At 50.9% G+C, this 26369-nt stretch carries 45 protein-coding genes and 1 pseudogene; 39 read left to right on the forward strand and 7 right to left on the reverse strand.

Annotated elements, in window-relative coordinates; all coding sequences use genetic code 11:
• The 3 genes and pseudogenes from tuf to bfr all read left to right on the forward strand — a co-directional run.
• Positions 1–159 (forward strand): annotated as a pseudogene (gene tuf / locus C7433_RS23060) (elongation factor Tu); the annotation flags it as partial.
• A gap of 177 nt (positions 160–336) precedes the next feature.
• Positions 337–531 carry a bacterioferritin-associated ferredoxin gene (gene bfd, locus C7433_RS23065; RefSeq protein ID WP_033741530.1) on the forward strand — a complete coding sequence of 65 codons (195 nt, stop codon included), beginning with the start codon at positions 337–339 and terminating at the stop codon, positions 529–531.
• Positions 532–637: 106 nt separating this feature from the next.
• Positions 638–1111: a bacterioferritin gene (gene bfr / locus C7433_RS23070; protein ID WP_006120580.1), complete on the forward strand. Its 474-nt coding sequence runs from the start codon at positions 638–640 to the stop codon at positions 1109–1111.
• Here bfr and C7433_RS23075 read toward each other — a convergent pair.
• Entirely contained in the window at positions 1098–1871 is a 774-nt protein-coding gene (locus C7433_RS23075; RefSeq protein WP_110269046.1) for an A24 family peptidase, read from the reverse strand. The two genes, bfr and C7433_RS23075, sit on opposite strands and share 14 nt — an antisense overlap.
• Positions 1872–2271: 400 nt before the next feature.
• Here C7433_RS23075 and rpsJ point away from each other — a divergent pair, with 400 nt between their 5' ends.
• The 30 genes from rpsJ (at position 2272) to C7433_RS23225 (ending at position 16728) form a co-directional block, all read left to right on the forward strand.
• Entirely contained in the window at positions 2272–2583 is a 312-nt protein-coding gene (gene rpsJ, locus C7433_RS23080) for a 30S ribosomal protein S10 (RefSeq protein WP_006120582.1), read from the forward strand.
• Between the two features lie 32 nt (positions 2584–2615).
• Entirely contained in the window at positions 2616–3245 is a 630-nt protein-coding gene (gene rplC / locus C7433_RS23085; protein ID WP_006120583.1) for a 50S ribosomal protein L3, read from the forward strand.
• 10 nt (positions 3246–3255) lie between these two features.
• Positions 3256–3861, forward strand: coding sequence for a 50S ribosomal protein L4 (rplD, locus tag C7433_RS23090; RefSeq protein ID WP_006120584.1), 606 nt, complete (start codon positions 3256–3258; stop codon positions 3859–3861).
• Entirely contained in the window at positions 3858–4160 is a 303-nt protein-coding gene (rplW, locus tag C7433_RS23095) for a 50S ribosomal protein L23 (protein ID WP_006120585.1), read from the forward strand. Before rplD ends, rplW begins: the two co-directional genes overlap by 4 nt.
• A gap of 17 nt (positions 4161–4177) precedes the next feature.
• On the forward strand, positions 4178–4999 hold the full coding sequence (gene rplB, locus C7433_RS23100; protein ID WP_006120586.1) for a 50S ribosomal protein L2: 822 nt from the start codon (positions 4178–4180) through the stop codon (positions 4997–4999).
• A gap of 16 nt (positions 5000–5015) precedes the next feature.
• Positions 5016–5294, forward strand: a complete 279-nt coding sequence (gene rpsS, locus C7433_RS23105; protein ID WP_001138115.1) for a 30S ribosomal protein S19 — start codon at positions 5016–5018, stop codon at positions 5292–5294.
• 13 nt (positions 5295–5307) lie between these two features.
• Positions 5308–5640: a 50S ribosomal protein L22 gene (gene rplV, locus C7433_RS23110; protein WP_002919773.1), complete on the forward strand. Its 333-nt coding sequence runs from the start codon at positions 5308–5310 to the stop codon at positions 5638–5640.
• A 17-nt stretch (positions 5641–5657) separates the two neighbouring features.
• Complete coding sequence (gene rpsC / locus C7433_RS23115) at positions 5658–6356, forward strand: 30S ribosomal protein S3 (protein WP_006120587.1); 699 nt, start codon at positions 5658–5660, stop codon at positions 6354–6356.
• Positions 6357–6367: 11 nt separating this feature from the next.
• The gene (gene rplP / locus C7433_RS23120) at positions 6368–6778 is read left to right on the forward strand and encodes a 50S ribosomal protein L16 (RefSeq protein ID WP_002438716.1); all 411 of its coding nucleotides are present in this window, start codon (positions 6368–6370) and stop codon (positions 6776–6778) included.
• Positions 6778–6969: a 50S ribosomal protein L29 gene (gene rpmC / locus C7433_RS23125; RefSeq protein WP_006120588.1), complete on the forward strand. Its 192-nt coding sequence runs from the start codon at positions 6778–6780 to the stop codon at positions 6967–6969. The genes rplP and rpmC overlap by 1 nt, the downstream gene beginning before the upstream one ends.
• The gene (gene rpsQ / locus C7433_RS23130; protein ID WP_006120589.1) at positions 6969–7223 is read left to right on the forward strand and encodes a 30S ribosomal protein S17; all 255 of its coding nucleotides are present in this window, start codon (positions 6969–6971) and stop codon (positions 7221–7223) included. Before rpmC ends, rpsQ begins: the two co-directional genes overlap by 1 nt.
• Before the next feature lie 168 nt (positions 7224–7391).
• Entirely contained in the window at positions 7392–7763 is a 372-nt protein-coding gene (rplN, locus tag C7433_RS23135; RefSeq protein ID WP_006120590.1) for a 50S ribosomal protein L14, read from the forward strand.
• Between the two features lie 10 nt (positions 7764–7773).
• Positions 7774–8088 (forward strand): 50S ribosomal protein L24, encoded by a 315-nt coding sequence (rplX, locus tag C7433_RS23140; RefSeq protein ID WP_003850150.1) that lies wholly within the window; start codon positions 7774–7776, stop codon positions 8086–8088.
• A 14-nt stretch (positions 8089–8102) separates the two neighbouring features.
• Positions 8103–8642, forward strand: a complete 540-nt coding sequence (rplE, locus tag C7433_RS23145) for a 50S ribosomal protein L5 (protein WP_006120591.1) — start codon at positions 8103–8105, stop codon at positions 8640–8642.
• 14 nt (positions 8643–8656) lie between these two features.
• Complete coding sequence (rpsN, locus tag C7433_RS23150; protein ID WP_006120592.1) at positions 8657–8962, forward strand: 30S ribosomal protein S14; 306 nt, start codon at positions 8657–8659, stop codon at positions 8960–8962.
• A gap of 32 nt (positions 8963–8994) precedes the next feature.
• A complete protein-coding gene (rpsH, locus tag C7433_RS23155; RefSeq protein ID WP_006120593.1) occupies positions 8995–9387 on the forward strand; it encodes a 30S ribosomal protein S8 in 393 nt (130 codons plus the stop codon).
• A gap of 12 nt (positions 9388–9399) precedes the next feature.
• Entirely contained in the window at positions 9400–9933 is a 534-nt protein-coding gene (gene rplF / locus C7433_RS23160) for a 50S ribosomal protein L6 (protein ID WP_033741521.1), read from the forward strand.
• A 9-nt stretch (positions 9934–9942) separates the two neighbouring features.
• The gene (gene rplR, locus C7433_RS23165) at positions 9943–10296 is read left to right on the forward strand and encodes a 50S ribosomal protein L18 (RefSeq protein ID WP_003850163.1); all 354 of its coding nucleotides are present in this window, start codon (positions 9943–9945) and stop codon (positions 10294–10296) included.
• A 14-nt stretch (positions 10297–10310) separates the two neighbouring features.
• Entirely contained in the window at positions 10311–10811 is a 501-nt protein-coding gene (gene rpsE, locus C7433_RS23170) for a 30S ribosomal protein S5 (RefSeq protein ID WP_006120595.1), read from the forward strand.
• 5 nt (positions 10812–10816) lie between these two features.
• Positions 10817–10996, forward strand: coding sequence for a 50S ribosomal protein L30 (rpmD, locus tag C7433_RS23175; protein ID WP_003850166.1), 180 nt, complete (start codon positions 10817–10819; stop codon positions 10994–10996).
• A 3-nt stretch (positions 10997–10999) separates the two neighbouring features.
• The gene (gene rplO / locus C7433_RS23180; protein WP_009087579.1) at positions 11000–11434 is read left to right on the forward strand and encodes a 50S ribosomal protein L15; all 435 of its coding nucleotides are present in this window, start codon (positions 11000–11002) and stop codon (positions 11432–11434) included.
• A gap of 7 nt (positions 11435–11441) precedes the next feature.
• Positions 11442–12773 (forward strand): preprotein translocase subunit SecY, encoded by a 1332-nt coding sequence (gene secY / locus C7433_RS23185; RefSeq protein WP_110269047.1) that lies wholly within the window; start codon positions 11442–11444, stop codon positions 12771–12773.
• A 32-nt stretch (positions 12774–12805) separates the two neighbouring features.
• A complete protein-coding gene (gene rpmJ / locus C7433_RS23190) occupies positions 12806–12922 on the forward strand; it encodes a 50S ribosomal protein L36 (protein ID WP_004160566.1) in 117 nt (38 codons plus the stop codon).
• A 144-nt stretch (positions 12923–13066) separates the two neighbouring features.
• Positions 13067–13423, forward strand: a complete 357-nt coding sequence (rpsM, locus tag C7433_RS23195; RefSeq protein ID WP_003850176.1) for a 30S ribosomal protein S13 — start codon at positions 13067–13069, stop codon at positions 13421–13423.
• Positions 13424–13439: 16 nt separating this feature from the next.
• The gene (gene rpsK, locus C7433_RS23200; RefSeq protein ID WP_004160563.1) at positions 13440–13829 is read left to right on the forward strand and encodes a 30S ribosomal protein S11; all 390 of its coding nucleotides are present in this window, start codon (positions 13440–13442) and stop codon (positions 13827–13829) included.
• 32 nt (positions 13830–13861) lie between these two features.
• Entirely contained in the window at positions 13862–14482 is a 621-nt protein-coding gene (gene rpsD / locus C7433_RS23205) for a 30S ribosomal protein S4 (protein ID WP_006120599.1), read from the forward strand.
• A 25-nt stretch (positions 14483–14507) separates the two neighbouring features.
• Positions 14508–15497: a DNA-directed RNA polymerase subunit alpha gene (gene rpoA / locus C7433_RS23210; protein WP_033741519.1), complete on the forward strand. Its 990-nt coding sequence runs from the start codon at positions 14508–14510 to the stop codon at positions 15495–15497.
• 40 nt (positions 15498–15537) lie between these two features.
• Complete coding sequence (gene rplQ, locus C7433_RS23215; protein WP_009087575.1) at positions 15538–15924, forward strand: 50S ribosomal protein L17; 387 nt, start codon at positions 15538–15540, stop codon at positions 15922–15924.
• A 93-nt stretch (positions 15925–16017) separates the two neighbouring features.
• Positions 16018–16386, forward strand: a complete 369-nt coding sequence (locus C7433_RS23220; RefSeq protein ID WP_110269048.1) for a DUF1992 domain-containing protein — start codon at positions 16018–16020, stop codon at positions 16384–16386.
• A gap of 87 nt (positions 16387–16473) precedes the next feature.
• Positions 16474–16728 (forward strand): alternative ribosome-rescue factor A, encoded by a 255-nt coding sequence (locus C7433_RS23225; RefSeq protein ID WP_039343751.1) that lies wholly within the window; start codon positions 16474–16476, stop codon positions 16726–16728.
• On the opposite strand, the gene mscL is transcribed toward C7433_RS23225, so the two are convergent.
• The 5 genes from mscL to def form a co-directional block, all read right to left on the reverse strand.
• Entirely contained in the window at positions 16703–17113 is a 411-nt protein-coding gene (gene mscL / locus C7433_RS23230) for a large-conductance mechanosensitive channel protein MscL (RefSeq protein ID WP_006120604.1), read from the reverse strand. The two genes, C7433_RS23225 and mscL, sit on opposite strands and share 26 nt — an antisense overlap.
• Positions 17114–17222: 109 nt before the next feature.
• Positions 17223–18599: a Trk system potassium transporter TrkA gene (trkA, locus tag C7433_RS23235; protein WP_033741512.1), complete on the reverse strand. Its 1377-nt coding sequence runs from the start codon at positions 18597–18599 to the stop codon at positions 17223–17225.
• A gap of 20 nt (positions 18600–18619) precedes the next feature.
• Complete coding sequence (gene rsmB / locus C7433_RS23240) at positions 18620–19918, reverse strand: 16S rRNA (cytosine(967)-C(5))-methyltransferase RsmB (protein ID WP_110269049.1); 1299 nt, start codon at positions 19916–19918, stop codon at positions 18620–18622.
• A gap of 47 nt (positions 19919–19965) precedes the next feature.
• Positions 19966–20910, reverse strand: coding sequence for a methionyl-tRNA formyltransferase (fmt, locus tag C7433_RS23245; RefSeq protein ID WP_006120607.1), 945 nt, complete (start codon positions 20908–20910; stop codon positions 19966–19968).
• Between the two features lie 20 nt (positions 20911–20930).
• Complete coding sequence (gene def / locus C7433_RS23250; RefSeq protein WP_006120608.1) at positions 20931–21443, reverse strand: peptide deformylase; 513 nt, start codon at positions 21441–21443, stop codon at positions 20931–20933.
• Positions 21444–21560: 117 nt separating this feature from the next.
• Between def and dprA the strand changes: the two genes are divergently transcribed.
• Genes dprA through C7433_RS23280 form a run of 6 tightly spaced genes read left to right on the forward strand, consistent with a single transcriptional unit; the run spans position 21561 to position 25357 of the window.
• On the forward strand, positions 21561–22685 hold the full coding sequence (gene dprA / locus C7433_RS23255) for a DNA-protecting protein DprA (protein WP_033741508.1): 1125 nt from the start codon (positions 21561–21563) through the stop codon (positions 22683–22685).
• Positions 22657–23130, forward strand: coding sequence for a DUF494 family protein Smg (gene smg, locus C7433_RS23260; RefSeq protein WP_006120660.1), 474 nt, complete (start codon positions 22657–22659; stop codon positions 23128–23130). Before dprA ends, smg begins: the two co-directional genes overlap by 29 nt.
• A gap of 23 nt (positions 23131–23153) precedes the next feature.
• A complete protein-coding gene (locus C7433_RS23265; RefSeq protein ID WP_110269050.1) occupies positions 23154–23699 on the forward strand; it encodes a type I DNA topoisomerase in 546 nt (181 codons plus the stop codon).
• Between the two features lie 9 nt (positions 23700–23708).
• Positions 23709–24281 carry an L-threonylcarbamoyladenylate synthase type 1 TsaC gene (gene tsaC / locus C7433_RS23270; RefSeq protein WP_110269051.1) on the forward strand — a complete coding sequence of 191 codons (573 nt, stop codon included), beginning with the start codon at positions 23709–23711 and terminating at the stop codon, positions 24279–24281.
• A gap of 3 nt (positions 24282–24284) precedes the next feature.
• A complete protein-coding gene (gene aroE / locus C7433_RS23275) occupies positions 24285–25103 on the forward strand; it encodes a shikimate dehydrogenase (protein WP_033741503.1) in 819 nt (272 codons plus the stop codon).
• Positions 25100–25357 (forward strand): DUF1488 domain-containing protein, encoded by a 258-nt coding sequence (locus tag C7433_RS23280; RefSeq protein WP_110269052.1) that lies wholly within the window; start codon positions 25100–25102, stop codon positions 25355–25357. Before aroE ends, C7433_RS23280 begins: the two co-directional genes overlap by 4 nt.
• Here C7433_RS23280 and C7433_RS23285 read toward each other — a convergent pair.
• Entirely contained in the window at positions 25312–25878 is a 567-nt protein-coding gene (locus C7433_RS23285) for a gamma carbonic anhydrase family protein (RefSeq protein WP_110269053.1), read from the reverse strand. The genes C7433_RS23280 and C7433_RS23285 overlap by 46 nt on opposite strands.
• Positions 25879–26369: the final 491 nt, after the last annotated feature.

A 26369-nucleotide genomic window follows, 5' to 3' on the forward strand; every position in this document is an offset into this window, starting at 1 on the left:
GAGCTGCCAGAAGGCGTTGAAATGGTTATGCCAGGCGACAACATCAAAATGGTTGTTACCCTGATCCACCCAATCGCAATGGACGAAGGTCTGCGCTTCGCAATCCGCGAAGGTGGCCGTACCGTTGGCGCGGGCGTTGTTGCCAAAGTTATCGCTTAATTGTGATCTCTGATGTGGCCACATGAGTGGCCACTGCAAAATAAAAAGAGCACTTCGGTGCTCTTTTTTTATGCCTGTCATTTAATCACGCAGGCTTTCTCCTCACAAAAGGTAGGTTTGAAATAAAAACGATTCGCATTTACACTGTGCGCACGAAATAGACCGGGTGATGAATAAATGTACGTCTGTCTGTGTAATGCCATCAGTGACAAAACGCTCCGTGAAGTCGTGCGCCGTTATCAGCCCAAATCTATCCAGCAGTTGCGCCAAATCGTGCCCGTGGGAAAGCAATGTGGAAAATGTATTCGGGATGCCCGCGCGATTATGGATGAAGAGATGCAGCACGCTCCGCAATATAAAGAAATCGCGTAAACGCACACACACCACCGACTTGATAATACCCACAATTTTCATCGCGTTTTTTTGACTTCTTTTTAACCGCATCTACGCTCAAATAAACATGAGCGGAGGAAGCGAAATGAAGGGCGATGCGAAAATCATAAGTCATCTCAATAAATTGTTGGGGAATGAACTGGTTGCAATAAACCAGTACTTCTTACATGCACGGATGTTCAAAAACTGGGGACTGATGCGTCTTAACGACGTTGAGTACCATGAGTCCATAGATGAAATGAAGCATGCGGATAAATACATCGAACGTATTCTGTTTCTTGAAGGCATTCCTAATCTGCAGGATCTGGGACGACTCAGGATTGGAGAAGATGTCGGGGAGATGTTGCAGTCCGATCTCAATCTTGAACTCGAAGGCGCAAAAGACCTGCGAGAAGCCATCGCCTATGCGGATAAAGTTCATGATTACGTAAGCCGCGATATGATGATCGCCATCCTCGAAGATGAGGAGCATCATATTGACTGGATTGAAACCGAGCTTGATCTCATTAGTAAGATGGGCATTCAGAATTACCTGCAGGCGCAAATCAAAGAAGAGTAAGGCTTTGACTAACGATAACTCCCCAGCCCGCGACGGCCAGGAAAGGGCCAAAGGGAAGCGGGCTGTTCAGGTACCACGCCCGGTTCCTTATCCGCAGCGCGCCGAAAGCGATCAAGGCTGTCGTACAGGCGGTCAGGGCAATGAAGGGCAGGGCCTGCCAACCACACCATGCGCCCAGTGCGGCAAACAGTTTAATATCCCCACAACCTAATCCCTTCCGCCGCGTAACCTGTTGAAAAATTCCGGCAAGCAACCAAAGTGAACCATAGCCAAACATGACGCCACCGATGGCCGAACTGACCGTGAGTGGCTGAAAGAACATGAAACGTGAAAGACCCAGCCACAGGAGCGCGTGGGTGAGAACATCTGGCAGCAGGAAGTGGCGCTGGTCGATGGCCGCAAGGACGAGGAGCAAACAGGAAGCCAGAAGCGGAAACAGCGCATGAATGAGATTGTCGTAAAACAGGTAAGCCAGCAACAGGCAGAGCAGGGCGCCTGTCAGCTCAAACAGCACGGGCAGCAAACCGACCGGATGCGAACAAAACCGACAGTGCCCCCGCAACCACAGCCAGCTTATCAGCGGAACGCTGTCGTGCCACAGGATCGTGCGGCGACAGTAACTACAGTGGGAAGGCGGCGTCCACAATGACTGCAGCCAGCGACGTGGTGAAGTGGACGTATTAAAACGTTGACAGGCCAGGGCGAGAAAGCTGCCAAGCGCGCCGCCTGACAGGGAGACAGCAACGATGATGAGCAACACGATGACCTCCGGTTAACCTGATGTGATGACTGAGTCTGTCTGAACGCGTCCTCTGCGTCGCGGATAAGAAAAAGAGAATGGAAAACCGCGCCCAGAAAAAAAGGGGCGAAAACATCCGTCCTGCAGGGCTTTTGTGCAGACGTACACAAAACGTTAAACACAGTTTTCTGTGGCAAATGTGCATCGTGGGTTGCTTCCTGAGCAAATCTACGTATAATGCGCGGGCCTGCCGATATTGGCAGGCGCGATTCGAGCTGAATCGCAGACGGCAGTTTGTTAGGCCGTCTGACAATACTCCCAACTGTGGAGTTATATGCTGAACGATTACACTCTCCCATCAATCGTAATGGGTTCGAGTAGTAATTTTTTTCGTCTATAAAATGTTTGGAGCCTTGGTCTCATGTCGAACCAAAGAATCCGTATCCGTCTTAAAGCGTTTGATCATCGTCTGATCGATCAATCAACCGCGGAAATCGTCGAGACTGCCAAGCGCACTGGTGCGCAGGTACGTGGTCCGATCCCGCTGCCGACCCGCAAAGAGCGCTTTACCGTTCTGATCTCTCCGCACGTTAACAAAGATGCGCGTGACCAGTACGAAATTCGCACTCACAAGCGTCTGGTAGACATCGTTGAGCCAACTGAAAAAACCGTTGATGCTCTGATGCGTCTGGACCTGGCTGCCGGTGTTGACGTGCAGATCAGCCTGGGTTAATCAGGTCATCGAGCGATTGAGAGGTTGAAACAATGATTGGTTTAGTCGGTAAAAAAGTGGGTATGACCCGCATCTTCACTGAAGATGGCGTATCTATCCCAGTAACCGTAATCGAAGTTGAAGCGAACCGCGTTACTCAGGTCAAAGGCCTGGAGAACGATGGTTACCAGGCAATTCAGGTTACCACCGGTGCTAAAAAAGCAAACCGTGTGACCAAACCTGAAGCTGGTCATTTTGCTAAAGCTGGCGTAGAAGCTGGCCGTGGCCTGTGGGAATTCCGCACCGCTGAAGGTGATGAGTATTCTGTAGGTCAGAGCATCAGCGTTGAAATTTTCGCTGACGTTAAAAAAGTAGACGTAACTGGCACCTCTAAAGGTAAAGGTTTCGCAGGTACCGTTAAGCGCTGGAATTTCCGTACCCAGGACGCAACCCACGGTAACTCCTTGTCTCACCGCGTTCCGGGTTCTATCGGTCAGAACCAGACTCCGGGCAAAGTGTTCAAAGGCAAGAAAATGGCAGGTCAGCTGGGTAATGAGCGCGTAACTGTTCAGAGCCTGGACGTAGTACGTGTTGACGCTGAGCGCAACCTGCTGCTGGTTAAAGGTGCAGTTCCCGGTGCTACCGGTAGCGACCTGATCGTTAAACCAGCTGTGAAGGCGTAAGGGGATAGCAATGGAATTAGTATTGAAAGACGCGCAGAGCGCGCTGACTGTTTCCGAAACTACCTTCGGTCGTGATTTCAACGAAGCGCTGGTTCACCAGGTTGTTGTTGCTTACGCATCAGGCGCCCGCCAGGGTACTCGCGCGCAGAAAACTCGCGCTGAAGTTACCGGTTCAGGCAAAAAGCCTTGGCGTCAGAAAGGCACCGGCCGTGCGCGTTCAGGTTCTGTAAAGAGCCCGATCTGGCGTTCAGGTGGCGTGACCTTTGCTGCTAAGCCACAAGACCACAGTCAAAAAGTTAACAAAAAGATGTACCGCGGCGCGCTGAAAAGCATCCTGTCCGAACTGGTACGTCAAGATCGTCTGATCGTTGTCGAGCAGTTCTCTGTTGAAGCACCGAAAACCAAGTTGCTGGCACAGAAGCTGAAAGACATGGCGCTGGAAGACGTGCTGATCATCACCGGCGAACTGGATGAGAATCTGTTCCTGGCTGCGCGTAACCTGTACAAGGTTGACGTGCGTGATGCAGCGGGTATCGACCCAGTTAGCCTGATCGCCTTCGACAAAGTCGTTATGACTGCTGATGCAGTTAAGCAAGTTGAGGAGATGCTGGCATGATCCGTGAAGAACGTCTGCTGAAAGTACTGCGCGCGCCGCACGTATCTGAAAAGGCATCTAGCGCGATGGAAAAAACCAACACCATCGTACTCAAAGTAGCTAAAGACGCGACTAAAGCAGAGATCGTTGCTGCTGTTGAGAAACTGTTCGAAGTAGAAGTTAAAGACGTTAACACCCTGGTAGTTAAAGGTAAGGTTAAGCGTCACGGACAGCGTATCGGTCGTCGTAGCGACTGGAAAAAAGCTTACGTCACCCTGAAGGAAGGCCAGAATCTGGACTTCGTCGGCGGCGCTGAGTAAGTCGGAGGAGAAAGACAATGGCAGTTGTTAAATGTAAACCGACATCTCCGGGTCGTCGCCACGTCGTTAAAGTGGTGAACCCAGAGTTGCACAAGGGCAAGCCGTTTGCTCCATTGCTGGAAAAAAACAGCAAATCCGGTGGCCGCAACAACAACGGTCGCATCACTACCCGTCACATCGGTGGTGGTCATAAGCAGGCTTACCGTCTGGTTGACTTCAAACGCAACAAAGATGGTATCCCGGCAACCGTTGAACGTCTTGAGTACGATCCGAACCGCTCTGCGAACATCGCACTGGTTCTGTACAAAGACGGCGAACGCCGTTACATCCTGGCCCCTAAAGGCCTGAAAGCCGGCGACCAGATTCAGTCTGGCGTTGATGCTGCGATCAAAGCAGGTAACACACTGCCGATGCGTAACATCCCGGTGGGTTCTACCGTTCACAACGTAGAAATGAAACCAGGCAAAGGCGGTCAGATTGCTCGCTCAGCCGGTGCTTACGTGCAGATCGTTGCGCGTGAAGGTTCCTACGTTACCCTGCGTCTGCGTTCAGGTGAAATGCGTAAAGTCGAAGCTGACTGCCGCGCTACACTGGGCGAAGTCGGTAACGCTGAGCATATGCTGCGCGTTCTGGGTAAAGCTGGTGCAACCCGTTGGCGTGGTGTTCGTCCGACCGTTCGTGGTACCGCGATGAACCCAGTAGATCACCCGCACGGTGGTGGTGAAGGTCGTAACTTTGGTAAGCACCCGGTAACTCCGTGGGGCGTTCAGACCAAAGGTAAGAAGACCCGTAGCAACAAGCGTACCGATAAATTTATCGTACGTCGCCGTAGCAAATAATATTAGAGGATAAGCCATGCCACGTTCTCTCAAGAAAGGTCCTTTTATTGACCTGCACTTGCTGAAGAAGGTAGAGAAAGCGGTGGAAAGCGGTGACAAGAAGCCTTTGCGCACTTGGTCCCGTCGTTCAACGATCTTTCCTAACATGATCGGTTTGACCATCGCTGTCCATAATGGTCGTCAGCACGTTCCTGTCTTTGTTTCCGACGAAATGGTTGGTCACAAACTGGGTGAATTCGCGCCGACACGTACTTATCGCGGTCACGCGGCTGATAAAAAAGCCAAGAAGAAATAAGTAGGAGGAAGAGATGGAAACTTTAGCTCAACATCGCCACGCTCGTTCTTCTGCTCAGAAGGTTCGCCTTGTTGCTGACCTGATCCGCGGTAAGAAAGTGTCGCAGGCACTGGACATTTTGACCTACACCAACAAGAAAGCGGCTGTACTGGTCAAGAAAGTTCTGGAATCTGCCATTGCTAACGCTGAACACAACGATGGCGCTGATATCGACGATCTGAAAGTCGCGAAAATTTTCGTCGACGAAGGCCCAAGCATGAAGCGCATTATGCCGCGTGCAAAAGGTCGTGCAGATCGCATCCTGAAGCGCACCAGCCACATTACTGTGGTTGTGTCCGATCGCTGAGACTCTGGAGACTAGCAATGGGTCAGAAAGTACATCCTAATGGTATTCGCCTGGGTATTGTAAAACCATGGAACTCTACCTGGTTTGCGAACACCAAAGAATTCGCTGACAACCTGGACAGCGACTTTAAAGTACGTCAGTACCTGACTAAGGAACTGGCTAAGGCGTCTGTATCTCGTATCGTTATCGAGCGTCCAGCTAAGAGCATCCGTGTGACCATTCACACCGCTCGTCCTGGCATCGTGATCGGTAAGAAAGGTGAAGACGTAGAAAAACTGCGCACGGTCGTCGCGAAAATCGCTGGCGTTCCTGCACAGATCAATATCGCCGAAGTCCGTAAACCGGAACTGGACGCAAAACTGGTTGCTGACAGCATCACTTCACAGCTGGAGCGTCGTGTGATGTTCCGTCGTGCTATGAAGCGTGCGGTTCAGAACGCCATGCGTCTGGGCGCGAAGGGTATCAAAGTTGAAGTTAGCGGCCGTCTGGGCGGCGCCGAGATCGCACGTACCGAATGGTACCGTGAAGGTCGCGTGCCGTTGCACACTCTGCGTGCTGACATTGACTACAACACCTCTGAAGCGCACACCACTTATGGTGTAATCGGCGTTAAGGTATGGATCTTCAAAGGCGAGATCCTGGGTGGTATGGCTGCTGTTGAACAACCGGAACCGGCTGCTCAACCTAAAAAGCAGCAGCGTAAAGGCCGTAAGTAAGGAGAGTCGCTATGTTACAACCAAAGCGTACGAAATTCCGTAAAGTGCACAAAGGCCGCAACCGCGGTCTGGCGCAGGGTACGGATGTTAGCTTCGGGACTTTCGGTCTGAAAGCTGTTGGCCGTGGTCGTCTGACTGCCCGTCAGATCGAAGCAGCACGTCGTGCTATGACCCGTGCAGTTAAGCGTCAAGGTAAGATCTGGATCCGTGTATTCCCGGACAAACCGATCACCGAGAAGCCGCTGGAAGTGCGTATGGGTAAAGGTAAGGGTAACGTTGAGTATTGGGTTGCCCTGATCCAGCCTGGTAAAGTCCTGTATGAAATGGACGGCGTACCAGAAGAGCTGGCCCGTGAAGCATTCAAGCTGGCAGCAGCAAAACTGCCTATCAAAACCACCTTTGTAACTAAGACGGTGATGTAATGAAAGCAACAGAGCTGCGTGAAAAAAGCGTTGAAGAGCTGAACACTGAGCTGCTTAATCTGCTGCGTGAGCAATTTAACCTGCGCATGCAGGCAGCATCTGGCCAACTGCAGCAGTCTCATCTGCTGAAGCAGGTTCGCCGTGATGTTGCACGCGTTAAGACTTTACTGACTGAGAAGGCGGGTTCGTAATGACCGATAAAATCCGTACTCTGCAGGGTCGTGTTGTTAGTGACAAAATGCAGAAATCTGCTGTTGTTGCTATCGAGCGTTTCGTGAAGCATCCAATCTATGGAAAATTCATTAAGCGTACGACTAAGCTGCACATCCATGACGAGAACAACGAATGTGGAATCGGCGACGTGGTAGAAATCCGCGAATGCCGTCCACTGTCTAAGACTAAGTCCTGGACACTGGTTCGCGTTGTAGAGAAAGCAATTCTGTAATAGAATTTGCCCTCTTTAAAAATCTAATGAACGGCTCGAAAGAGCCGTTCATTTTTTCTACCCATCTGCGAGAACCGGTGTTATAATGCCGCGCCCTCAATTATGGGGCTTTCAATCGACCTGAGGTCTAGGTCCCGAAGTAGTAGTTGACATTAGCGGAGCACTGAAATGATCCAAGAACAGACTATGCTGAACGTCGCCGACAACTCCGGTGCACGTCGCGTAATGTGTATCAAGGTTCTGGGTGGCTCGCACCGTCGCTACGCAGGCGTCGGCGACATCATTAAAGTTACCATCAAGGAAGCAATTCCACGTGGTAAAGTTAAAAAAGGTGATGTCCTGAAGGCGGTAGTGGTGCGCACCAGGAAGGGTGTTCGTCGCCCGGACGGTTCTGTCATTCGCTTCGATGGTAATGCATGCGTTATTTTAAACAATAACAGCGAGCAGCCTATCGGTACGCGTATTTTTGGGCCGGTAACTCGTGAACTTCGTACTGAAAAGTTCATGAAAATTATCTCTCTGGCACCAGAAGTACTCTAAGGAGCGAACAATGGCAGCTAAAATCCGTCGTAACGACGAAGTTATCGTGTTAACCGGTAAAGATAAAGGTAAGCGCGGTAAAGTTAAGAACGTCCTGTCTTCTGGCAAGGTCATCGTTGAAGGTATCAACCTGGTTAAGAAACATCAGAAGCCTGTTCCGGCTCTGAACCAACCAGGCGGCATCGTTGAAAAAGAAGCTGCAATTCAGGTTTCTAACGTTGCTCTCTTCAATGCGGCAACCGGTAAGGCTGACCGTGTAGGCTTTAGATTCGAAGACGGTAAAAAAGTCCGTTTCTTCAAATCTAATAGCGAAACTATCAAGTAATTTGGAGTAGTACGATGGCGAAACTGCATGATTACTACAAAGACGAGGTAGTCCAGAAACTCATGTCTGAGTTCGGCTACAATTCTGTCATGCAAGTCCCTCGGGTCGAGAAGATCACCCTGAACATGGGTGTTGGTGAAGCGATCGCTGACAAGAAACTGCTGGATAACGCAGCAGCTGACCTGGCAGCAATCTCCGGTCAAAAACCGTTGATCACCAAAGCACGCAAATCAGTTGCAGGCTTCAAAATCCGTCAGGGCTATCCGATCGGCTGTAAAGTAACTCTGCGTGGCGAACGCATGTGGGAGTTCTTTGAGCGTCTGATCACCATTGCTGTACCGCGTATCCGTGACTTCCGTGGCCTGTCCGCTAAGTCATTCGATGGTCGTGGCAACTACAGCATGGGTGTACGTGAGCAGATCATCTTCCCAGAAATCGACTACGACAAAGTCGATCGCGTTCGTGGTTTGGATATTACCATTACCACTACTGCGAAATCTGATGATGAAGGCCGTGCTCTGCTGGCTGCCTTTGACTTCCCGTTCCGTAAGTAAGGTAGGGTTACTTAATGGCTAAGCAATCTATGAAAGCACGCGAAGTTAAGCGTGTGAAATTAGCAGACAAATTCTTCGCAAAACGCGCTGAACTGAAAGCGATCATTTCTGATGTGAACGCTTCCGACGAAGACCGTTGGGATGCCGTTCTCAAGCTGCAGAGTCTGCCGCGTGATTCCAGCCCTTCACGTCAGCGTAACCGCTGCCGTCAAACAGGTCGTCCGCACGGTTTCCTGCGGAAGTTTGGGTTGAGCCGTATCAAGGTCCGTGAAGCCGCAATGCGCGGTGAAATCCCGGGTCTGAAAAAGGCTAGCTGGTAATTGTCACCAATTGAATCACGGGAGTAACACAGATGAGCATGCAAGATCCGATCGCGGATATGCTGACCCGTATCCGTAACGGTCAGGCCGCGAACAAAGTTGCGGTCACCATGCCCTCCTCCAAGCTGAAATTGGCAATTGCCAACGTGCTGAAGGAAGAAGGCTTTATTGAAGATTTTAAAATCGAAGGCGACACCAAGCTGGAACTGGAACTGACTCTTAAGTATTTCCAGGGTAAAGCGGTTGTAGAAAGCATTCAGCGAGTAAGCCGTCCCGGCCTGCGCATCTATAAGAAAAAAGATGAGCTGCCAAAGGTAATGGCTGGTATGGGTATCGCTGTCATTTCTACATCGAAAGGTGTTATGACTGATCGTGCAGCGCGCCAGGCTGGTCTTGGTGGCGAAATTATCTGCTACGTAGCGTAATCGGAGGATACTATGTCTCGTGTTGCTAAAGCACCTGTCGTTGTTCCTGCCGGCGTAGAGGTAAAACTCAACGGTCAGGTAATTTCGATTAAAGGTAAAAACGGCGAGCTGACTCGTACTATCAATGATGCTGTTGAAGTTAAGCATGCTGACAACACTCTGACTTTCGCTCCGCGCGAAGGTTATGTTGACGGCTGGGCGCAGGCGGGTACTTCTCGCGCGCTGCTGAACGCAATGGTTATCGGTGTTACCGAAGGCTTCACTAAGAAGCTGCAGCTGGTTGGTGTTGGTTATCGTGCTGCCGTTAAAGGCAACGTAGTTAACCTGTCTCTGGGCTTTTCTCATCCAGTTGATCACCAGCTGCCCGCGGGTATCACTGCAGAGTGTCCGACTCAGACTGAAATCGTGCTGAAAGGCGCTGATAAGCAGGTGATCGGCCAGGTTGCAGCTGACTTGCGCGCCTACCGTCGTCCTGAGCCTTATAAAGGCAAGGGTGTCCGTTACGCCGACGAAGTCGTGCGTACCAAAGAGGCTAAGAAGAAGTAAGGTAACACTATGGATAAGAAATCTGCTCGTATCCGTCGTGCGACCCGTGCACGTCGCAAGCTCAAAGAGCTGGGTGCTACTCGCCTGGTGGTACATCGTACCCCGCGTCACATTTACGCACAGGTAATCGCCCCGAACGGTTCCGAAGTTCTGGTTGCTGCTTCTACTGTAGAAAAAGCTATCACTGAACAACTGAAGTATACCGGTAATAAAGAAGCCGCAGCTGCTGTAGGTAAAGCTATTGCAGAACGCGCAATCGAAAAAGGCATCACTGGTGTTTCTTTCGACCGTTCCGGTTTCCAATATCATGGTCGCGTCCAGGCACTGGCAGATGCTGCCCGTGAAGCTGGCCTTCAGTTCTAAGGTAGAGGTCTAAGATGGCACACATCGAGAAACAAGCTGGCGAACTGCAGGAAAAACTGATCGCGGTAAACCGTGTATCTAAAACTGTAAAAGGTGGTCGTATTTTCTCCTTCACCGCACTGACTGTAGTGGGTGATGGTAACGGCCGCGTTGGTTTTGGTTACGGTAAAGCGCGTGAAGTTCCAGCAGCGATCCAGAAAGCGATGGAGAAAGCCCGTCGCAACATGGTTAATGTCGCGCTGATCAACGGCACCCTGCAGCACCCTGTTAAAGGTGCGCACACTGGGTCCCGTGTGTTCATGCAGCCGGCTTCAGAAGGTACCGGTATCATCGCCGGTGGTGCAATGCGCGCCGTTCTGGAAGTCGCTGGAGTACATAACGTTCTGGCAAAAGCCTATGGTTCTACTAACCCGATTAACGTGGTTCGTGCAACTATCGACGGCCTGGGCAATATGAAGTCTCCGGAAATGGTCGCTGCTAAGCGTGGTAAATCCGTTGAAGAAATTCTGGGGTAATCACGATGGCAAAGACTATTAAAATCACTCAAACCCGTAGTTCAATCGGCCGCTTGCCTAAGCATAAAGCCACTCTGGTTGGCCTGGGTCTGCGTCGTATTGGTCATACCGTAGAGCGTGAAGACACGCCAGCTGTACGCGGCATGGTCAACGCGGTTTCCTACATGGTTAAAGTGGAGGAGTAAGAGATGCGTTTAAATACTCTGTCTCCGGCCGAAGGGTCTAAGCACGCTACCAAGCGTCTGGGTCGTGGTATCGGTTCTGGCCTCGGAAAAACCGGTGGTCGTGGTCACAAAGGTCAGAACTCACGTTCTGGCGGTGGCGTACGTCGCGGTTTCGAAGGTGGTCAGATGCCTCTGTACCGTCGTCTGCCGAAGTTCGGTTTCACCTCTCGCAAAGCAATGATCACCACAGAGATTCGTCTGTCTGATCTGGCGAAAGTTGAAGGCGGTATCGTCGACCTGAACGCGCTGAAAGCAGCCAACATTGTCGGTGTCCAGATTGAGTTCGTTAAAGTCATTCTGTCTGGTGAAGTTTCTGCACCGGTAACGGTTCGCGGCCTGCGTGTCACCAAAGGTGCTCGTGCTGCAATCGAAGCTGCTGGCGGTAAAATCGAGGAATAAGTAGCAGATGGCTAAACAACCGGGATTAGATTTTCAAAGTGCCAAAGGTGGCTTTGGTGAACTGAAACGCAGACTGCTGTTTGTTATCGGTGCACTGATTGTCTTCCGCATTGGCTCTTTCATTCCAATCCCTGGTATTGATGCCACTGTACTTGCCAAACTGCTTGAGCAACAGCGTGGCACCATCATTGAAATGTTTAACATGTTCTCTGGTGGTGCTCTCAGCCGTGCTTCTATTTTTGCTCTGGGTATCATGCCGTATATTTCGGCATCTATTATTATCCAGCTGTTAACGGTGGTTCATCCTGCCTTAGCAGAAATCAAGAAAGAAGGGGAGGCTGGCCGTCGTAAGATTAGCCAGTACACCCGTTACGGTACGTTGGTATTGGCCATATTCCAGTCGATCGGTATTGCTACCGGTTTGCCGAATATGCCTGGTATGCAAGGCCTGGTAATGAATCCAGGCTTTGCATTCTATTTTACCGCTGTTGTAAGTCTGGTTACCGGGACAATGTTCCTGATGTGGCTGGGCGAACAGATTACTGAACGTGGTATCGGTAACGGTATCTCGATCATTATCTTCGCGGGTATTGTTGCGGGACTTCCGCCGGCCGTTGGCCATACCATCGAGCAAGCGCGGCAAGGTGACCTGCACTTCCTTCTGTTGCTGTTGGTTGCAGTTCTCGTATTTGCAGTGACCTTCTTTGTTATTTTCGTTGAGCGTGGTCAACGCCGCATCGTGGTGAACTATGCGAAACGTCAACAAGGTCGTCGCGTTTACGCTGCACAGAGCACACATTTACCGTTGAAAGTGAATATGGCAGGGGTTATCCCGGCAATCTTCGCTTCCAGCATTATTCTGTTCCCGGCAACGATTGCATCGTGGTTCGGGGGCGGTACCGGTTGGAACTGGCTGACAACAATTTCGATGTATTTGCAGCCAGGACAGCCGCTTTATGTGCTACTCTATGCGACTGCTATCATCTTCTTCTGTTTCTTCTACACGGCGTTGGTTTTCAACCCGCGTGAAACAGCAGATAACCTGAAGAAGTCTGGTGCATTCGTACCGGGAATTCGTCCGGGAGAGCAAACGGCGAGATATATCGATAAAGTAATGACACGGTTAACCTTAATCGGTGCCCTCTACATTACCTTTATTTGCCTTATCCCGGAGTTCATGCGTGATGCGATGAAAGTTCCTTTCTACTTTGGCGGTACATCGCTGCTTATCGTAGTGGTCGTCATCATGGACTTTATGGCTCAAGTGCAAACTCTGATGATGTCAAGTCAGTACGAGTCTGCATTGAAGAAAGCTAACCTGAAGGGCTATGGCCGTTAATTCAGGTGGTTGAGAAGTTACGGAGAGTAAAAATGAAAGTTCGTGCTTCCGTCAAGAAATTATGTCGTAACTGCAAAATCATTCGTCGCGACGGTGTCGTTCGTGTGATCTGCAGCGCCGAGCCAAAGCATAAACAGCGCCAAGGCTGATTTTCACATATTTTTCTTGCAAAGTCGGGTTGAGCTGGCTAGATTAGCCAGCCAATCTTTTGTATGTCTGTACGTTTCCATTTGAGTATCCTGAAAACGGGCTTTTCAGCATGGTGCGTACATATTAAATAGTAGGAGTGCATAGTGGCCCGTATAGCAGGCATTAACATTCCTGATCAGAAACATACCGTTATCGCATTAACTTCGATCTTCGGTATTGGTAAAACTCGTTCTAAAGCCATTTGCGCTTCAACGGGTATTGCTGAAAATGTTAAGATCAGTGAGCTGTCTGAAGAACAAATTGATCAACTGCGTGATGCAGTTGCTAAATTCGTTGTTGAAGGTGATCTGCGCCGTGAAATCACCCTGAGCATCAAGCGTCTGATGGACCTTGGTTGCTACCGTGGTTTGCGCCATCGTCGTGGTCTTCCGGTTCGCGGTCAGCGCACCAAGACCAACGCACGTACCCGTAAGGGTCCGCGTAAACCGATCAAGAAATAATCGGGGTGAGTAAATAATGGCAAAGGCACCAGTTCGTGCACGTAAGCGTGTAAGAAAACAAGTCTCAGATGGCGTGGCTCATGTCCATGCGTCTTTTAACAACACCATCGTTACCATTACTGATCGTCAGGGTAACGCACTGGGTTGGGCAACCGCCGGTGGTTCCGGTTTCCGCGGTTCACGTAAATCTACGCCGTTTGCTGCTCAGGTCGCTGCAGAGCGCTGTGCAGAAGCTGTAAAAGATTACGGTATTAAGAACCTGGAAGTTATGGTTAAGGGTCCGGGTCCAGGCCGCGAATCAACGATTCGTGCTCTGAACGCCGCTGGTTTCCGCATCACGAACATTACTGATGTGACTCCGATCCCTCACAACGGTTGTCGTCCGCCGAAAAAACGTCGCGTATAACGTCCGTTTTTTAGGTTAGTTGGAGAAAGAAAATGGCAAGATATTTGGGTCCTAAGCTCAAGCTGAGCCGTCGTGAGGGCACTGACTTATTCCTTAAGTCTGGCGTTCGCGCGATTGATTCCAAGTGTAAGATTGAACAAGCCCCTGGTCAGCACGGTGCGCGCAAGCCACGTCTGTCTGACTACGGCGGTCAGTTACGTGAAAAGCAAAAAGTTCGTCGTATCTACGGTGTGCTTGAGCGTCAGTTCCGTAACTATTACAAAGAAGCAGCACGTCTGAAAGGCAACACCGGTGCAAACCTGTTGGCTCTGCTGGAAGGCCGTCTGGACAACGTCGTTTATCGTATGGGCTTTGGCGCCACGCGTGCGGAAGCACGTCAGCTGGTCAGCCATAAGTCTGTTCTGGTAAATGGTCGCGTTGTTAACATCGCTTCTTATCAGGTATCTCCGAATGATGTCGTTAGCATCCGTGAGAAAGCCAAAAAGCAATCTCGCGTGAAGGCCGCTCTGGAGCTGGCTGAGCAGCGTGAAAAGCCAACCTGGCTGGAAGTTGATGCAGCTAAGATGGAAGGTGTGTTCAAACGTATTCCTGAACGTACTGATCTGTCTGCGGACATTAACGAACACCTGATCGTCGAGCTTTACTCTAAGTAAAGCTTAGTACCAAAGAGAGGACACAATGCAGGGTTCTGTGACAGAGTTTCTAAAACCGCGCCTGGTAGATATCGAGCAAGTGAGTTCGACGCACGCCAAGGTGACCCTTGAGCCTTTAGAGCGTGGCTTTGGCCATACTCTTGGTAACGCGCTGCGCCGTATTCTGCTTTCATCAATGCCGGGTTGCGCGGTGACCGAGGTTGAAATTGATGGTGTACTGCATGAGTACAGCACCAAAGAGGGTGTACAGGAAGATATCCTGGAAATCCTGCTCAACCTTAAAGGTTTGGCGGTAAGAGTTCAGGGCAAAGATGAAGTTATTCTTACCTTGAATAAATCTGGCATTGGCCCTGTGACTGCAGCCGACATTACCCATGATGGTGATGTCGAAATCGTCAAGCCGCAGCATGTGATCTGCCATCTGACCGATGACAACGCATCTATTAGCATGCGTATCAAAGTTCAGCGTGGTCGTGGTTATGTGCCGGCTTCTGCCCGAATTCATTCGGAAGAAGATGAGCGCCCAATCGGCCGTCTGCTGGTCGACGCTTGCTACAGCCCTGTAGACCGTATCGCCTACAATGTTGAAGCAGCGCGTGTAGAGCAGCGCACCGACCTGGACAAGCTGGTCATCGAAATGGAAACCAACGGTACAATCGATCCTGAAGAGGCGATTCGTCGTGCGGCGACCATCCTGGCAGAACAACTGGAAGCTTTCGTTGACTTACGTGATGTACGTCAGCCGGAAGTGAAAGAAGAGAAACCAGAATTCGATCCGATCCTGCTGCGCCCTGTTGACGATCTGGAATTGACTGTCCGCTCTGCTAACTGCCTTAAGGCAGAAGCTATCCACTACATCGGTGATCTGGTACAGCGTACTGAGGTTGAGCTGCTTAAAACGCCTAACCTTGGTAAAAAATCTCTTACCGAGATTAAAGATGTGCTGGCCTCACGTGGTCTGTCTCTGGGCATGCGCCTGGAAAACTGGCCACCGGCAAGCATTGCTGATGAATAACCCGATCACAGGTTAAGGTTTCACTGAGAAGGATAAGGTCATGCGCCATCGTAAGAGTGGTCGTCAACTGAACCGCAACAGTAGCCATCGTCAGGCTATGTTCCGCAACATGGCTGGCTCTCTGGTTCGTCACGAGATCATCAAGACGACTCTGCCGAAAGCCAAAGAGTTGCGCCGCGTAGTTGAGCCGCTGATTACTCTTGCCAAGACCGACAACGTAGCTAATCGTCGTCTGGCATTCGCCCGTACTCGTGATAACGAGATCGTGGCAAAACTGTTTAATGAGTTAGGCCCGCGTTTCGCGAGCCGTGCAGGTGGTTACACTCGCATTCTGAAGTGTGGCTTCCGCGCTGGTGACAACGCTCCGATGGCATACATCGAGCTGGTTGATCGTCCAGAAGCTCAAGCAGAAGCTGCAGCAGAGTAATCTGTTGCAACGTGAAAAACCCGCTTCGGCGGGTTTTTTATTGCCTGTCATTTTACGTCTGCTACGCTTGTGGTGTTATGAAGGAGGTGAACAATGTGGTTAATTGATCAGCTTGCAGAACAGCATATTAAAGCCGCGCAGGAGAAAGGTGAGCTGAGTGATCTGCCGGGCGAAGGCGCACCGCTGAATCTTGAAGACGACAGTCAGGTTCCACCTGAACTGCGTGCAGGATACCGACTGTTAAAAAATGCAGGCTTTCTTCCACCCGAACTTGAGCTGCGCCGCGAAGCACTTCAGGTCAGCGATCTTTTACAGCATTTAGATCCTGACGATCCAGAGGCGCTGATCCAGACACAACGTTTACGGCAACTGAAGATAAGGCTGAGCCAGGCCGGTATGCGCACTGATTTTCTTGAGGGGGAATATGGCCGCGCGATTAAGACCAAAGTCGTGCCCGATTAAGGTGTATTTTTTTGTCGCTGTTGTGCGCATATAATGAGTTTGCTTCATCTTTTCACCGCATTATTCCATTACTCAACCGGAGAAGTTATGTCCAGATACCGTCATACGAAAGGACAAATACAGGATAACGCCTTACAGGCATTGTTACACGACCCGCTGTTCAGGCAACGTGTTGAAGAAAAACAAAAAGGCAAAGGCAGTTACCGGCGTAAAGAAAAACATGGGAAAGGCTGGGAGGCCAGTGATAAGCAAGCCGTTTATCACTGGCCTTCTGCTTTACAGACACAAAAAAGCCGCTTCAGAGCGGCTTTTTATTTTAGATTTTCGTATTCTGTTGTTTGAGTAAATCGCGGATTTCTGTCAGAAGCAGTTCTTCATTTGTAGGCTTAGGTGCCGGTTTTTCCACTTCTTTCTTCTTATACAGTTTGTTCATCAGCTTAATCGCCATAAAGATAGCAAAAGCAACAATGATGAAATCAAATACGGTTTGCAGGAAAATACCATATTCCATAACCACAGCCGGTGTGTTGCCGACGGCAGGTTTAAGCACCCAGCTAAACGATTTGAAATCAACGCCGCCAATCAGCAAGCCCAGCGGTGGCATAATGATGTTCGCGACCAGTGATGAAACAATCTTACCGAATGCCGCACCGATAATCACACCGACGGCCAGATCAACCACGTTGCCGCGCATCGCAAAATCACGAAACTCTTTGAATAAACTCATACTTCTCTCCTTGCCTTAGCCAATGCCATAAAGTTTAACAAAGCTCACAATATTTGCCATTAACCACAGACAATAAGCCACTGACATGTCAGTGCTGTCTTTTTATGTGTTATAGGAAAAACGGACTGGGCTGGAACAGGCGCTCGACGTCCGGCACAAACTTTTTATCGGTTAAAAACATCACAACGTGATCGCCCTGTTCAATACGCAGATTGTCATTCGCTATCATCACATCGTCGCCGCGCACCACAGCACCAATCAGTGTGCCTGGTGGCAGCTTGATATCATCAACTGACCGTCCCACCACGCGCGATGTGGTTTCGTCGCCATGCGCGATGGCTTCGATGGCTTCAGCAATGCCTCGACGTAATGACGAGACACCCACAATATCGGCTTTGCGCACATGTCCCAGTAAGGCCGAGATGGTCGCCTGCTGGGGAGAAATGGCGATATCAATGACGCTGCCCTGGACCAGATCGACATAAGCACGGCGTTGAATCAGCACCATAACTTTCTTGGCGCCCATTTTTTTGGCCAGCATGGCAGACATGATATTGGCTTCGTCATCGTTGGTGACGGCGATAAACAAATCCACCTGCTCAATATGCTCTTCCGCCAGTAGCTCCTGATCGGAGGCATCACCGTAAAAGACCACCGTGTCGTGCAACTGTTCAGCCAGTTCTGCCGCGCGCTGGGGATTGCGCTCAATAAGTTTCACGCTGTAGTTTTTCTCGAGCTTTTGCGCCAGACCAAATCCAATGTTGCCGCCGCCTACTAACATGATGCGTTTATAAGGCTTTTCCAGGCGCTGCATTTCACTCATCACCGCGCGAATATGCTGGCTGGCGGCAATGAAGAAAACCTCATCACCGGCTTCGATAATGGTGGAGCCCTGTGGCCGGATAGGGCGGTCCTGACGAAAAATCGCCGCTACGCGCGTATCGATATGGGGCATGTGATCGCGCAGGATCGACAATGGATTGCCCACCAGGGGGCCACCGTAATAGGCTTTCACGACTGCGAGGCTCACTTTGCCTTCAGCAAAATTAACTACCTGCAACGCGCCCGGATATTGAATCAGGCGGTAAATATTGTCGATAACCAGTTGCTCAGGCGAAATCAGATGGTCGATAGGCACTGCTTCGGGGATAAAAAGCTTATCTGCATCGCGCAGATAGTCAGCCGCACGTATACGGGCGATACGATTTGGCGTGTTGAAGAGCGAATACGCGATTTGACAGGCTATCATGTTGGTTTCGTCAGAGCTGGTAACGGCGACCAGCATATCGGCGTCTTCCGCGCCCGCCTCACGGAGAACCCGTGGGTGGGAACCATGACCCTGCACAACACGTAAATCAAATTTATCCTGTAACTGACGTAAACGTGCTGAATCTGTATCAACAACTGTTATATCGTTGTTTTCGCCAACCAGATTTTCGGCCAGTGTGCCTCCAACCTGGCCAGCACCAAGAATGATGATTTTCATCGCTTTTCAAAGCCTTTTCATTATGCGTTAGCGTCTTTAATCAGCTTAGCGTAGAAAAATCCGTCTCCGCCTTCAGCGTCAGGGAACACCTGCCAGCCCGTTTCGGGCGCGCCTGAAAGGGAGACAGCCTGTGCATCCGCATGTCGCTGTAAGAAACCGCTGATTTGCTCATGGTTCTCTTCCGGTAGGACAGAGCAGGTCGCGTAGATCATCGTACCGCCCGCTTTAAGAAGCGTCCAGGTGGCCTCCAGAATGTCACGCTGCAAAGCGGCCAGTTCGCTGATATCGCGATCGCGGCGTAACCATTTGATATCCGGATGGCGGCGAATCACGCCTGTGGCTGAGCAGGGCGCATCCAGCAGGATACGATCAAACTGCCGTTGATCACACCATTGCTGCGGAGTACGGCCATCACCTTGTTTGACCTCGGCGGTCATTCCCAGCCGTGTCAGGTTTTCGGTTACGCGCTTCAGTCGTTGTGCGTCCACATCCACAGCAAGGACCTGCGCGTCAGGGGCTATTTCTAAAATATGCGTCGTTTTGCCGCCTGGCGCTGCACACAGATCGAGAATATGTTCGCCATTTTTAGGCTCAAGCAGAAGCGCACAGCGCTGTGCTGAGAGATCCTGCACCGTAACCCAGCCCTGGTCGAAACCGGGTAACTGGTGAACCGGCGCTGGCGAAGCCAGGCGTAATGCTTCCGGCACATCCTCTGCAGCCATCGCCTCTCTTTCACTGGCGGTCAGCAGAGCAAGCCAACTGTCACGGGTATGGTGCTGACGGTTAACCCGCAGCCACATCGGTGGGCGTTGGTTATTCGCGTCAACAATCTGTTGCCAGCGATCTGGCCAGGCAAGCTGCAGTCGGTTCAGTAGCCATCCGGGATGAAGATGGCGCTGTGGACCTTCCTGGATGCTGGCAAGGAGTTCCTCCTGACGGCGCTGGAACTGACGTAACACACCGTTGATCAATCCTTTCAGATTGGCACGTTTCAGCACTTCAGCACCAGCAACGGTCTCGGCTAATGCCGCATGTGCCGGGACGCGCGTGTAGAGTAACTGGTACAGGCCCACCATGATCAGAAAATGCAGCGTACGCTGTTTGCCGGTCAGAGGGCGCTCCATCAATTTCCCGATAAGCGCTTCCAACTGCGGTAACGTTCGTAACACACCAAAGCAGATCTCTTGCACCAGAGCGGCGTCTTTATCGGCGACTTTTTTCTGTGCGGCAGGCAGCACAGTATTGAGTGACTCGCCCTTATCGACAACACGTTCAATCAGTTGTGCAGACAGGCTACGAAGGTTGGATGATTTAGTCATAAGATAGTGCCATCAAACAAAAGGCCCGGATTTACCGGGCCTGAATGTCAGTCCAGAAGAGAGCCGGGTTCAAACCATTCCCGGCGCGAGTTGAGCAGATCCTGTGCCGACATCGGTTTTTTACCGGCGGGTTGCAACTGAAGTAAATTGAGTACGCCATCGGCGGTGGCAATGTGAATGCCCTGTTTGTCAGCCTTAACGATCTCGCCCGGTCGTTTATTGACATGAGGTAAAACACCGGCTTGCCATACTTTTACTGGCTGATCATTTACCATAAAAAAGCTAACCGGCCAGGGATTAAAGGCGCGAATGCAGCGTTCAAGCTGTTCCGCGGGTAACTGCCAGTCAAGACGTGCTTCCTCTTTGCTGAGCTTCTCAGCATAATTTGCCAGGGTTTCATCCTGTTTCACCGGCTGGGCGTTGCCCTCACGTAACTGCGACAAGGTTGTCAGTAGCCCTTCTGGTCCGAGGCTGGCCAGCTTGTCGTATAACGAAGCACTGGTGTCTTCAGCAGTAATAGGGCAGGCCAGTTTTACCAGCATATCACCGGTATCCAGCCCGACATCCATTTGCATGATGGTGACACCGGTTTCCTGATCACCCGCCCAAAGCGCGCGCTGAATAGGCGCCGCGCCGCGCCAGCGTGGCAGCAACGAACCATGTACGTTGATGCAGCCCAGACGTGGCATCTCAAGCACGGCTTTCGGCAGGATAAGGCCATAAGCCACCACGACCATGACATCGGCCTGCAAATCGGCAACCAGCTGTTGGTTTTCCGCAGGGCGCAACGATTTGGGCTGAAAAACCGGAATGTCGTGGGCAAGAGCCAGCGCTTTTACCGGGCTCGCGGTCAACTTATTGCCGCGCCCGGCAGGGCGGTCTGGTTGGGTGAAAACACCAACGACCTTATGCTCAGATGCGAGCAACGCGTCAAGGTGACGCGCCGCGAAGTCTGGTGTGCCAGCAAAGATTATATTAAGCGGGGCAGACACGTTTATCCCTTTTTCAGATCTCAAGAGGCCTGGGCGTTTTGCCGCGCCAGTTTTTCTAACTTTGTCTTGATTCGCTGACGCTTTAAAGGCGACAGATAATCGATAAACAGTTTGCCATCCAGATGATCAATTTCATGCTGAATACAGATAGCCAGCAGGTCACCGGTTTCCAGTTCAAACGGCTTACCTTCGCGATCTAACGCCCGCACTTTTACCCGCTCTGCACGAGGCACAAAGGCGCGTTGCTCAGGAATGGACAGGCAACCTTCTTCGATACCTGTTTCACCACTTTTTTCCAGAAGCTCGGGATTGATCAATACCAGTCGCTCGTCCCGGTTCTCAGAGACATCAATCACAATGATGCGCTGATGAATATCCACCTGCGTAGCGGCAAGGCCGATACCTTCTTCGGAATACATGGTTTCGAACATATCATCAACGATACGCTGAACTTCTGCGTTAACTTCTTTGACTGGCGCGGCGATCTTGCGCAGGCGCTCGTCAGGAAAATGTAACACCTGTAAAACTGACATAAATATCCAGATCTATATTCTAAAAGGAAAAGATTACTGCCTCATATTGTAGACTTTTTAGTACCTGATTGACAGCATTCTGCGGAGGGATGCGACGGTTATCAGGAGGCCGTGACGATGGAAAAAAGGGCGCGATTACTGCGGCTGGCCGCGATACCCGGCCTGACGGGCCGACGCTGGCTGAACGCGGCGCAGCAACTGTGCGCAGGTCAGGATATTGATGTGATATTAAGCCAAAAGGGCTTCGAGACAGCGCAACATCATTATGCCCATCAGAAAACCACGGACTGGCTGGCAACCGTTAACACTTGGCTGGCACAGTGTCCAACGCATCACCTGATTACGGCGCTGGATGCGCATTACCCCGCTCAACTCCTTGAAACGGCCTGTTTCCCTCCGCTCTTATATGTAAACGGTGATCCAACCGTATTATCTTCACCTCAACTGGCGGTGGTAGGCAGCCGTCTGTGTTCGCCCTCAGGCCGTTACTGGTGCGACTGGTTCACCCAACAACTGGCATTGAGCGGTTTGACCATAACCAGTGGGCTGGCTATCGGGATTGATGGCGTGGCACACCGTGCCGCATTAAATGTGCAGGGTAAAACCGTGGCCGTACTAGGGAGTGGACTGGCCCATCTGTATCCCAAAAAACACACTGCGCTGGCGCAGGAGATTGTTATGCAGGGAGGCGCCGTGATCTCGGAGTTTCCGCTTACTGCCGCGCCACTGGCGCATCAGTTTCCGCGCAGAAACCGTATTATCAGTGGGTTAAGTCAGGGTGTTCTCGTCATTGAAGCGTCATTAAAAAGTGGTTCATTAGTCACAGCCCGTTATGCATTAGAGCAGAATCGCAATGTTTATGCCTTACCGGGTGCGCTGGGTAACAGCGGCAGTGAGGGGACAAACTGGCTGATCCAACAAGGTGCCATGTTGGTGGCACATCCTAATAACATTGTCGAAGATTTACGCGCTATGCTTAACTGGTTACCTGTTAACCCGTCAGATGAAATTTATTCTGATGCCAGTGACGATGCTCCATTGCCATTTGCCGAGCTGTTGGCTAACGTAGGTGATGAGGTTACACCTGTTGACGTTGTCGCTGAACGTGCCGGCCAACCTGTGCCAGTTATTACAGCTCAATTGCTGGAACTGGAGTTAGCAGGATGGATCGCAGCTGTACCCGGCGGCTATGTCCGATTGAGGAGGGCATGCCATGTTCGACGTACTCATGTACTTGTTTGAGACCTATATCCACAACGAAACAGAAATGGGTGTTGATCAGGACAGATTGACAGATGACTTGACGGATGCCGGTTTCCACCGCGAAGATATTTATAATGCGTTGAACTGGTTAGAGAAATTGGCGGACTATCAGGAAGGACTGGTCGCACCAATTTTGCTGGCAAATGATCCGCTCTCTATGCGCATCTATACCGATGAAGAGAGCAAGCGTTTAGATGCCGAAAGCCGCGGTTTCCTGCTGTTCCTGGAGCAAATCCAGGTACTGAGTCTGGAAACACGAGAAATGGTCATTGAACGTGTCATGGCGCTTGATACGCTGGATTTCGATCTTGAGGATCTTAAATGGGTGGTGCTGATGGTGCTGTTTAACATCCCTGGATGTGAAAACGCGTATCAGCAGATGGAAGAACTGCTATTCGACGTCAACGAAGGTATGCTGCATTAAATTTTTACTAATGCATGACTGTTATGAGTAAAACCGCACTCTTTACTGTGCGTAAACAGGATCCCTGCCCCGCATGCGGGGCAGAACTTGTTATACGTTCAGGAAAGCATGGCCCATTTTTGGGCTGTGCAAATTACCCTGCCTGTGACTATATCAAGCCTTTGGGAAACCAGGGTGATGGGCATGTTGTCAAAGTTCTGGAAGGCCACGTTTGCCCACAATGCGGGGCGGATAAAGTATTACGCCAGGGCCGATTTGGCATGTTTATTGGCTGTAGCGACTATCCTGCGTGTGATTACACCGAAACCATCGATAAACCGGATGAAACCACGATCGACTGTCCGCAGTGTCAGCAGGGTAAGCTGGTACAACGCCGCTCGCGTTTTGGTAAAACGTTTCATGCCTGCGAACGCTATCCAGCCTGTCAGTTTGCCGTGAACCTGACGCCAGTGGCGGGGCGCTGTCCGTATTGTGAATTTCCGCTTTTAGTCGAGAAAAAGACGGCGCAGGGCACCCGGCTTTTCTGCGCCAGTAAAAGTTGTGGCAAAGCTATTATTCAAGAGACATAAGACATAACCATGTTAAATCAACCCGTTGCCGGCTCATTGCAGGATTGTGCAAGCCATCTTAACCAGCATGCTGTGATTGCCTATCCCACCGAAGCGGTATTCGGCTTAGGCTGTGATCCCGATAATGAATCTGCGGTCATGGCACTGCTGGCATTAAAAAAACGGCCAGTAGAGAAAGGCTTGATCCTGATAGCTGCCGATTATGATCAGCTTAAACCTTACGTATCAGATGAGGCCTTAACCACGGAGCAGCGTGAACGTATGTTTGCCTGTTGGCCAGGCCCGGTCACCTTTGTCGTGCCTGCTTCTCCGGTTACCCCGCGCTGGTTAACCGGGCAATTTGATTCACTGGCCATCCGCGTTAGCGATCATCCGGATGTTCAGGCGCTGTGCCGGGCGTTTGGAAAACCTTTGGTATCGACCAGCGCTAATCTTTCCGGTCAGCCACCGTGCCGTTCAGTCGAAGAGGTCAAATTGCAGTTTGGCACCGCGTTCCCCGTATTGAATGGAAAGACAGGAGGAAGGCTCAATCCTTCTGAGATTCGCGATGTCATCAGCGGCAATTTGATACGCCAGGGTTAATATATGGCAAATTTTGCAGTTTTTGGTCATCCCATTAGTCACAGCAAATCGCCGCACATTCATCAGGCGTTTGCGCGACAGACAGGAATCTCTCTTCAGTATGATCGTATTGATGCGCCTGTTGATGCTTTTCCTGAGACTCTCCGCACTTTTTTCCACGACGGCGGGGCGGGTGCGAACATTACGCTGCCTTTTAAACAGCAGGCGTGGGCATTTGCCGACCAGTTGACCGAGCGCGCTGCGCTGTCAGGGGCTGTGAACACGCTAAAGCTGTGTGATGATGGCCAAATTCTTGGCGACAATACGGATGGTATTGGGCTGCTCAGCGATCTTCAGCGCCTTGGGATGATTAAGCCCGACAGCCATCTTCTGCTGGTGGGGGCAGGTGGGGCCGCTCGGGGCGTCATTCTCCCTCTGCTTTCAATGGGAGCAACGATCACGGTCGTGAACCGAACGGCGTTGAATGCGCAGACTCTGGCCGCAGAGTTTGCCCATCGCGGAGCGATTAATGCGTGTTCGTTTGACGCGCTTGTGGATAGACATTTCGACCTTGTCATTAATGCCACATCAAGTGGTATTCAGGGAGAAGTACCGCCGTTGCCGCCTTCATTAGTTCATGCTGAGCTACGTTGCTACGATATGTTCTATCAGAGTGGCTTAACGCCTTTCCTGCGCTGGTGTCAGCAGCACGGTTCATCTCATCTTGCTGACGGGCTGGGGATGCTGGTGGGTCAGGCCGCGCATGCCTTTCATCTATGGCACGGGGTGATGCCCGAAATCGCACCGGTCATCGCCTCATTAAAAGCCGGGATGCAGTCATGAACCAGGCGATACAGTTTCCTGATCGGGAAAGCCTGAATACAGAACTAAGGGCCGTTTGTTTCCCTGTTCTGGTAAACGGGTTGGGCTTAACCTGCGCTATCAGTGTTGAGGCGCTTAATGAACAGTTCGGTGAGGGAGAAGCGATGACGCTGTTTCGCCATCATCGCTGGGATTTGGAAGATCAGGCCGAAGACTGCATTCGAAACGATCAGGTCGATAATGAAGGATGGGTCTGGCTGTCTCCGGCCAGATAGTCGTTCTTCCAGTTAACATAGTTGCTGGCAGAGTAAAGTAGACCTTCAATTTCTTTTTCATTCAGCGGCCGGATTTGTTTGACCGGGCTCCCGACATACAGATAGCCACTTTCCAGTCGTTTGCCGGGGGGAACCAGGCTCCCGGCACCAATCATAACGTCGTCTTCAACAATGACGCCATCCAGTACGATTGAGCCCATTCCAACCAGTACGCGATTGCCTATCGTGCAGCCATGCAGCATCGCTTTATGCCCAACCGTTACGTCTTCCCCAATTATCAGAGAAAAACCGGCAGGGTTGGCCTCTGATTTATGCGTGACATGCAGGACGCTGCCATCCTGAATATTGGTTCGGGCACCAATATGCACCTGGTTCACATCGCCACGAATAGCGACTAACGGCCAGATACCTACATCATCTTCCATAATGACGTCACCCGCTACCACGCTGGTGGGATCAACCATGACGCGCAGACCCAATTTTGGGAAAAGATGTTTGTAAGGGCGTAACGCTACAGTCATTTTGTTCTCCTTTTACTGAGTTTACTGGCAGCCTGATGCGATTCTGACCAACTGGCAAGGGGATTTTGTGCCGGATCGTTGGTGATCTAATCAATATGAATGTTTTCTCGGCAGTCAGTAAAAAGATCCAAAAAAAGGGTTGTGCAATTCATTCGGATCCCTATAATGCGCCTCCATCGACACGGCACAACGGCTTACGGAATGCGGTGTTGAGAGGGTCAGGCAACTGAGCCGCCGGAGAAAAACTTCTGAAAAAGAGGTTGACTCTGAAGGAGGAAAGCGTAATATACGCCACCTCGCAACAGACGGTTAACCCGCTGGTTGCACTGCTCTTTAACAATTTATCAGACAATCTGTGTGGGCACTCGCAGGATTGATATCCGCGTCTCCGGACGCAAAAAATATCAAGTCTTAAGAGTGAACACGTATTGAAATTCATTACGACGTTTTCCTTGAGCATCGCTGCACTGGTTGCAGCAAATCAAACTTTA

It is taken from the genome of Pantoea sp. PNA 03-3 (assembly GCF_003201175.1).
Lineage (GTDB): Bacteria > Pseudomonadota > Gammaproteobacteria > Enterobacterales > Enterobacteriaceae > Pantoea > Pantoea stewartii.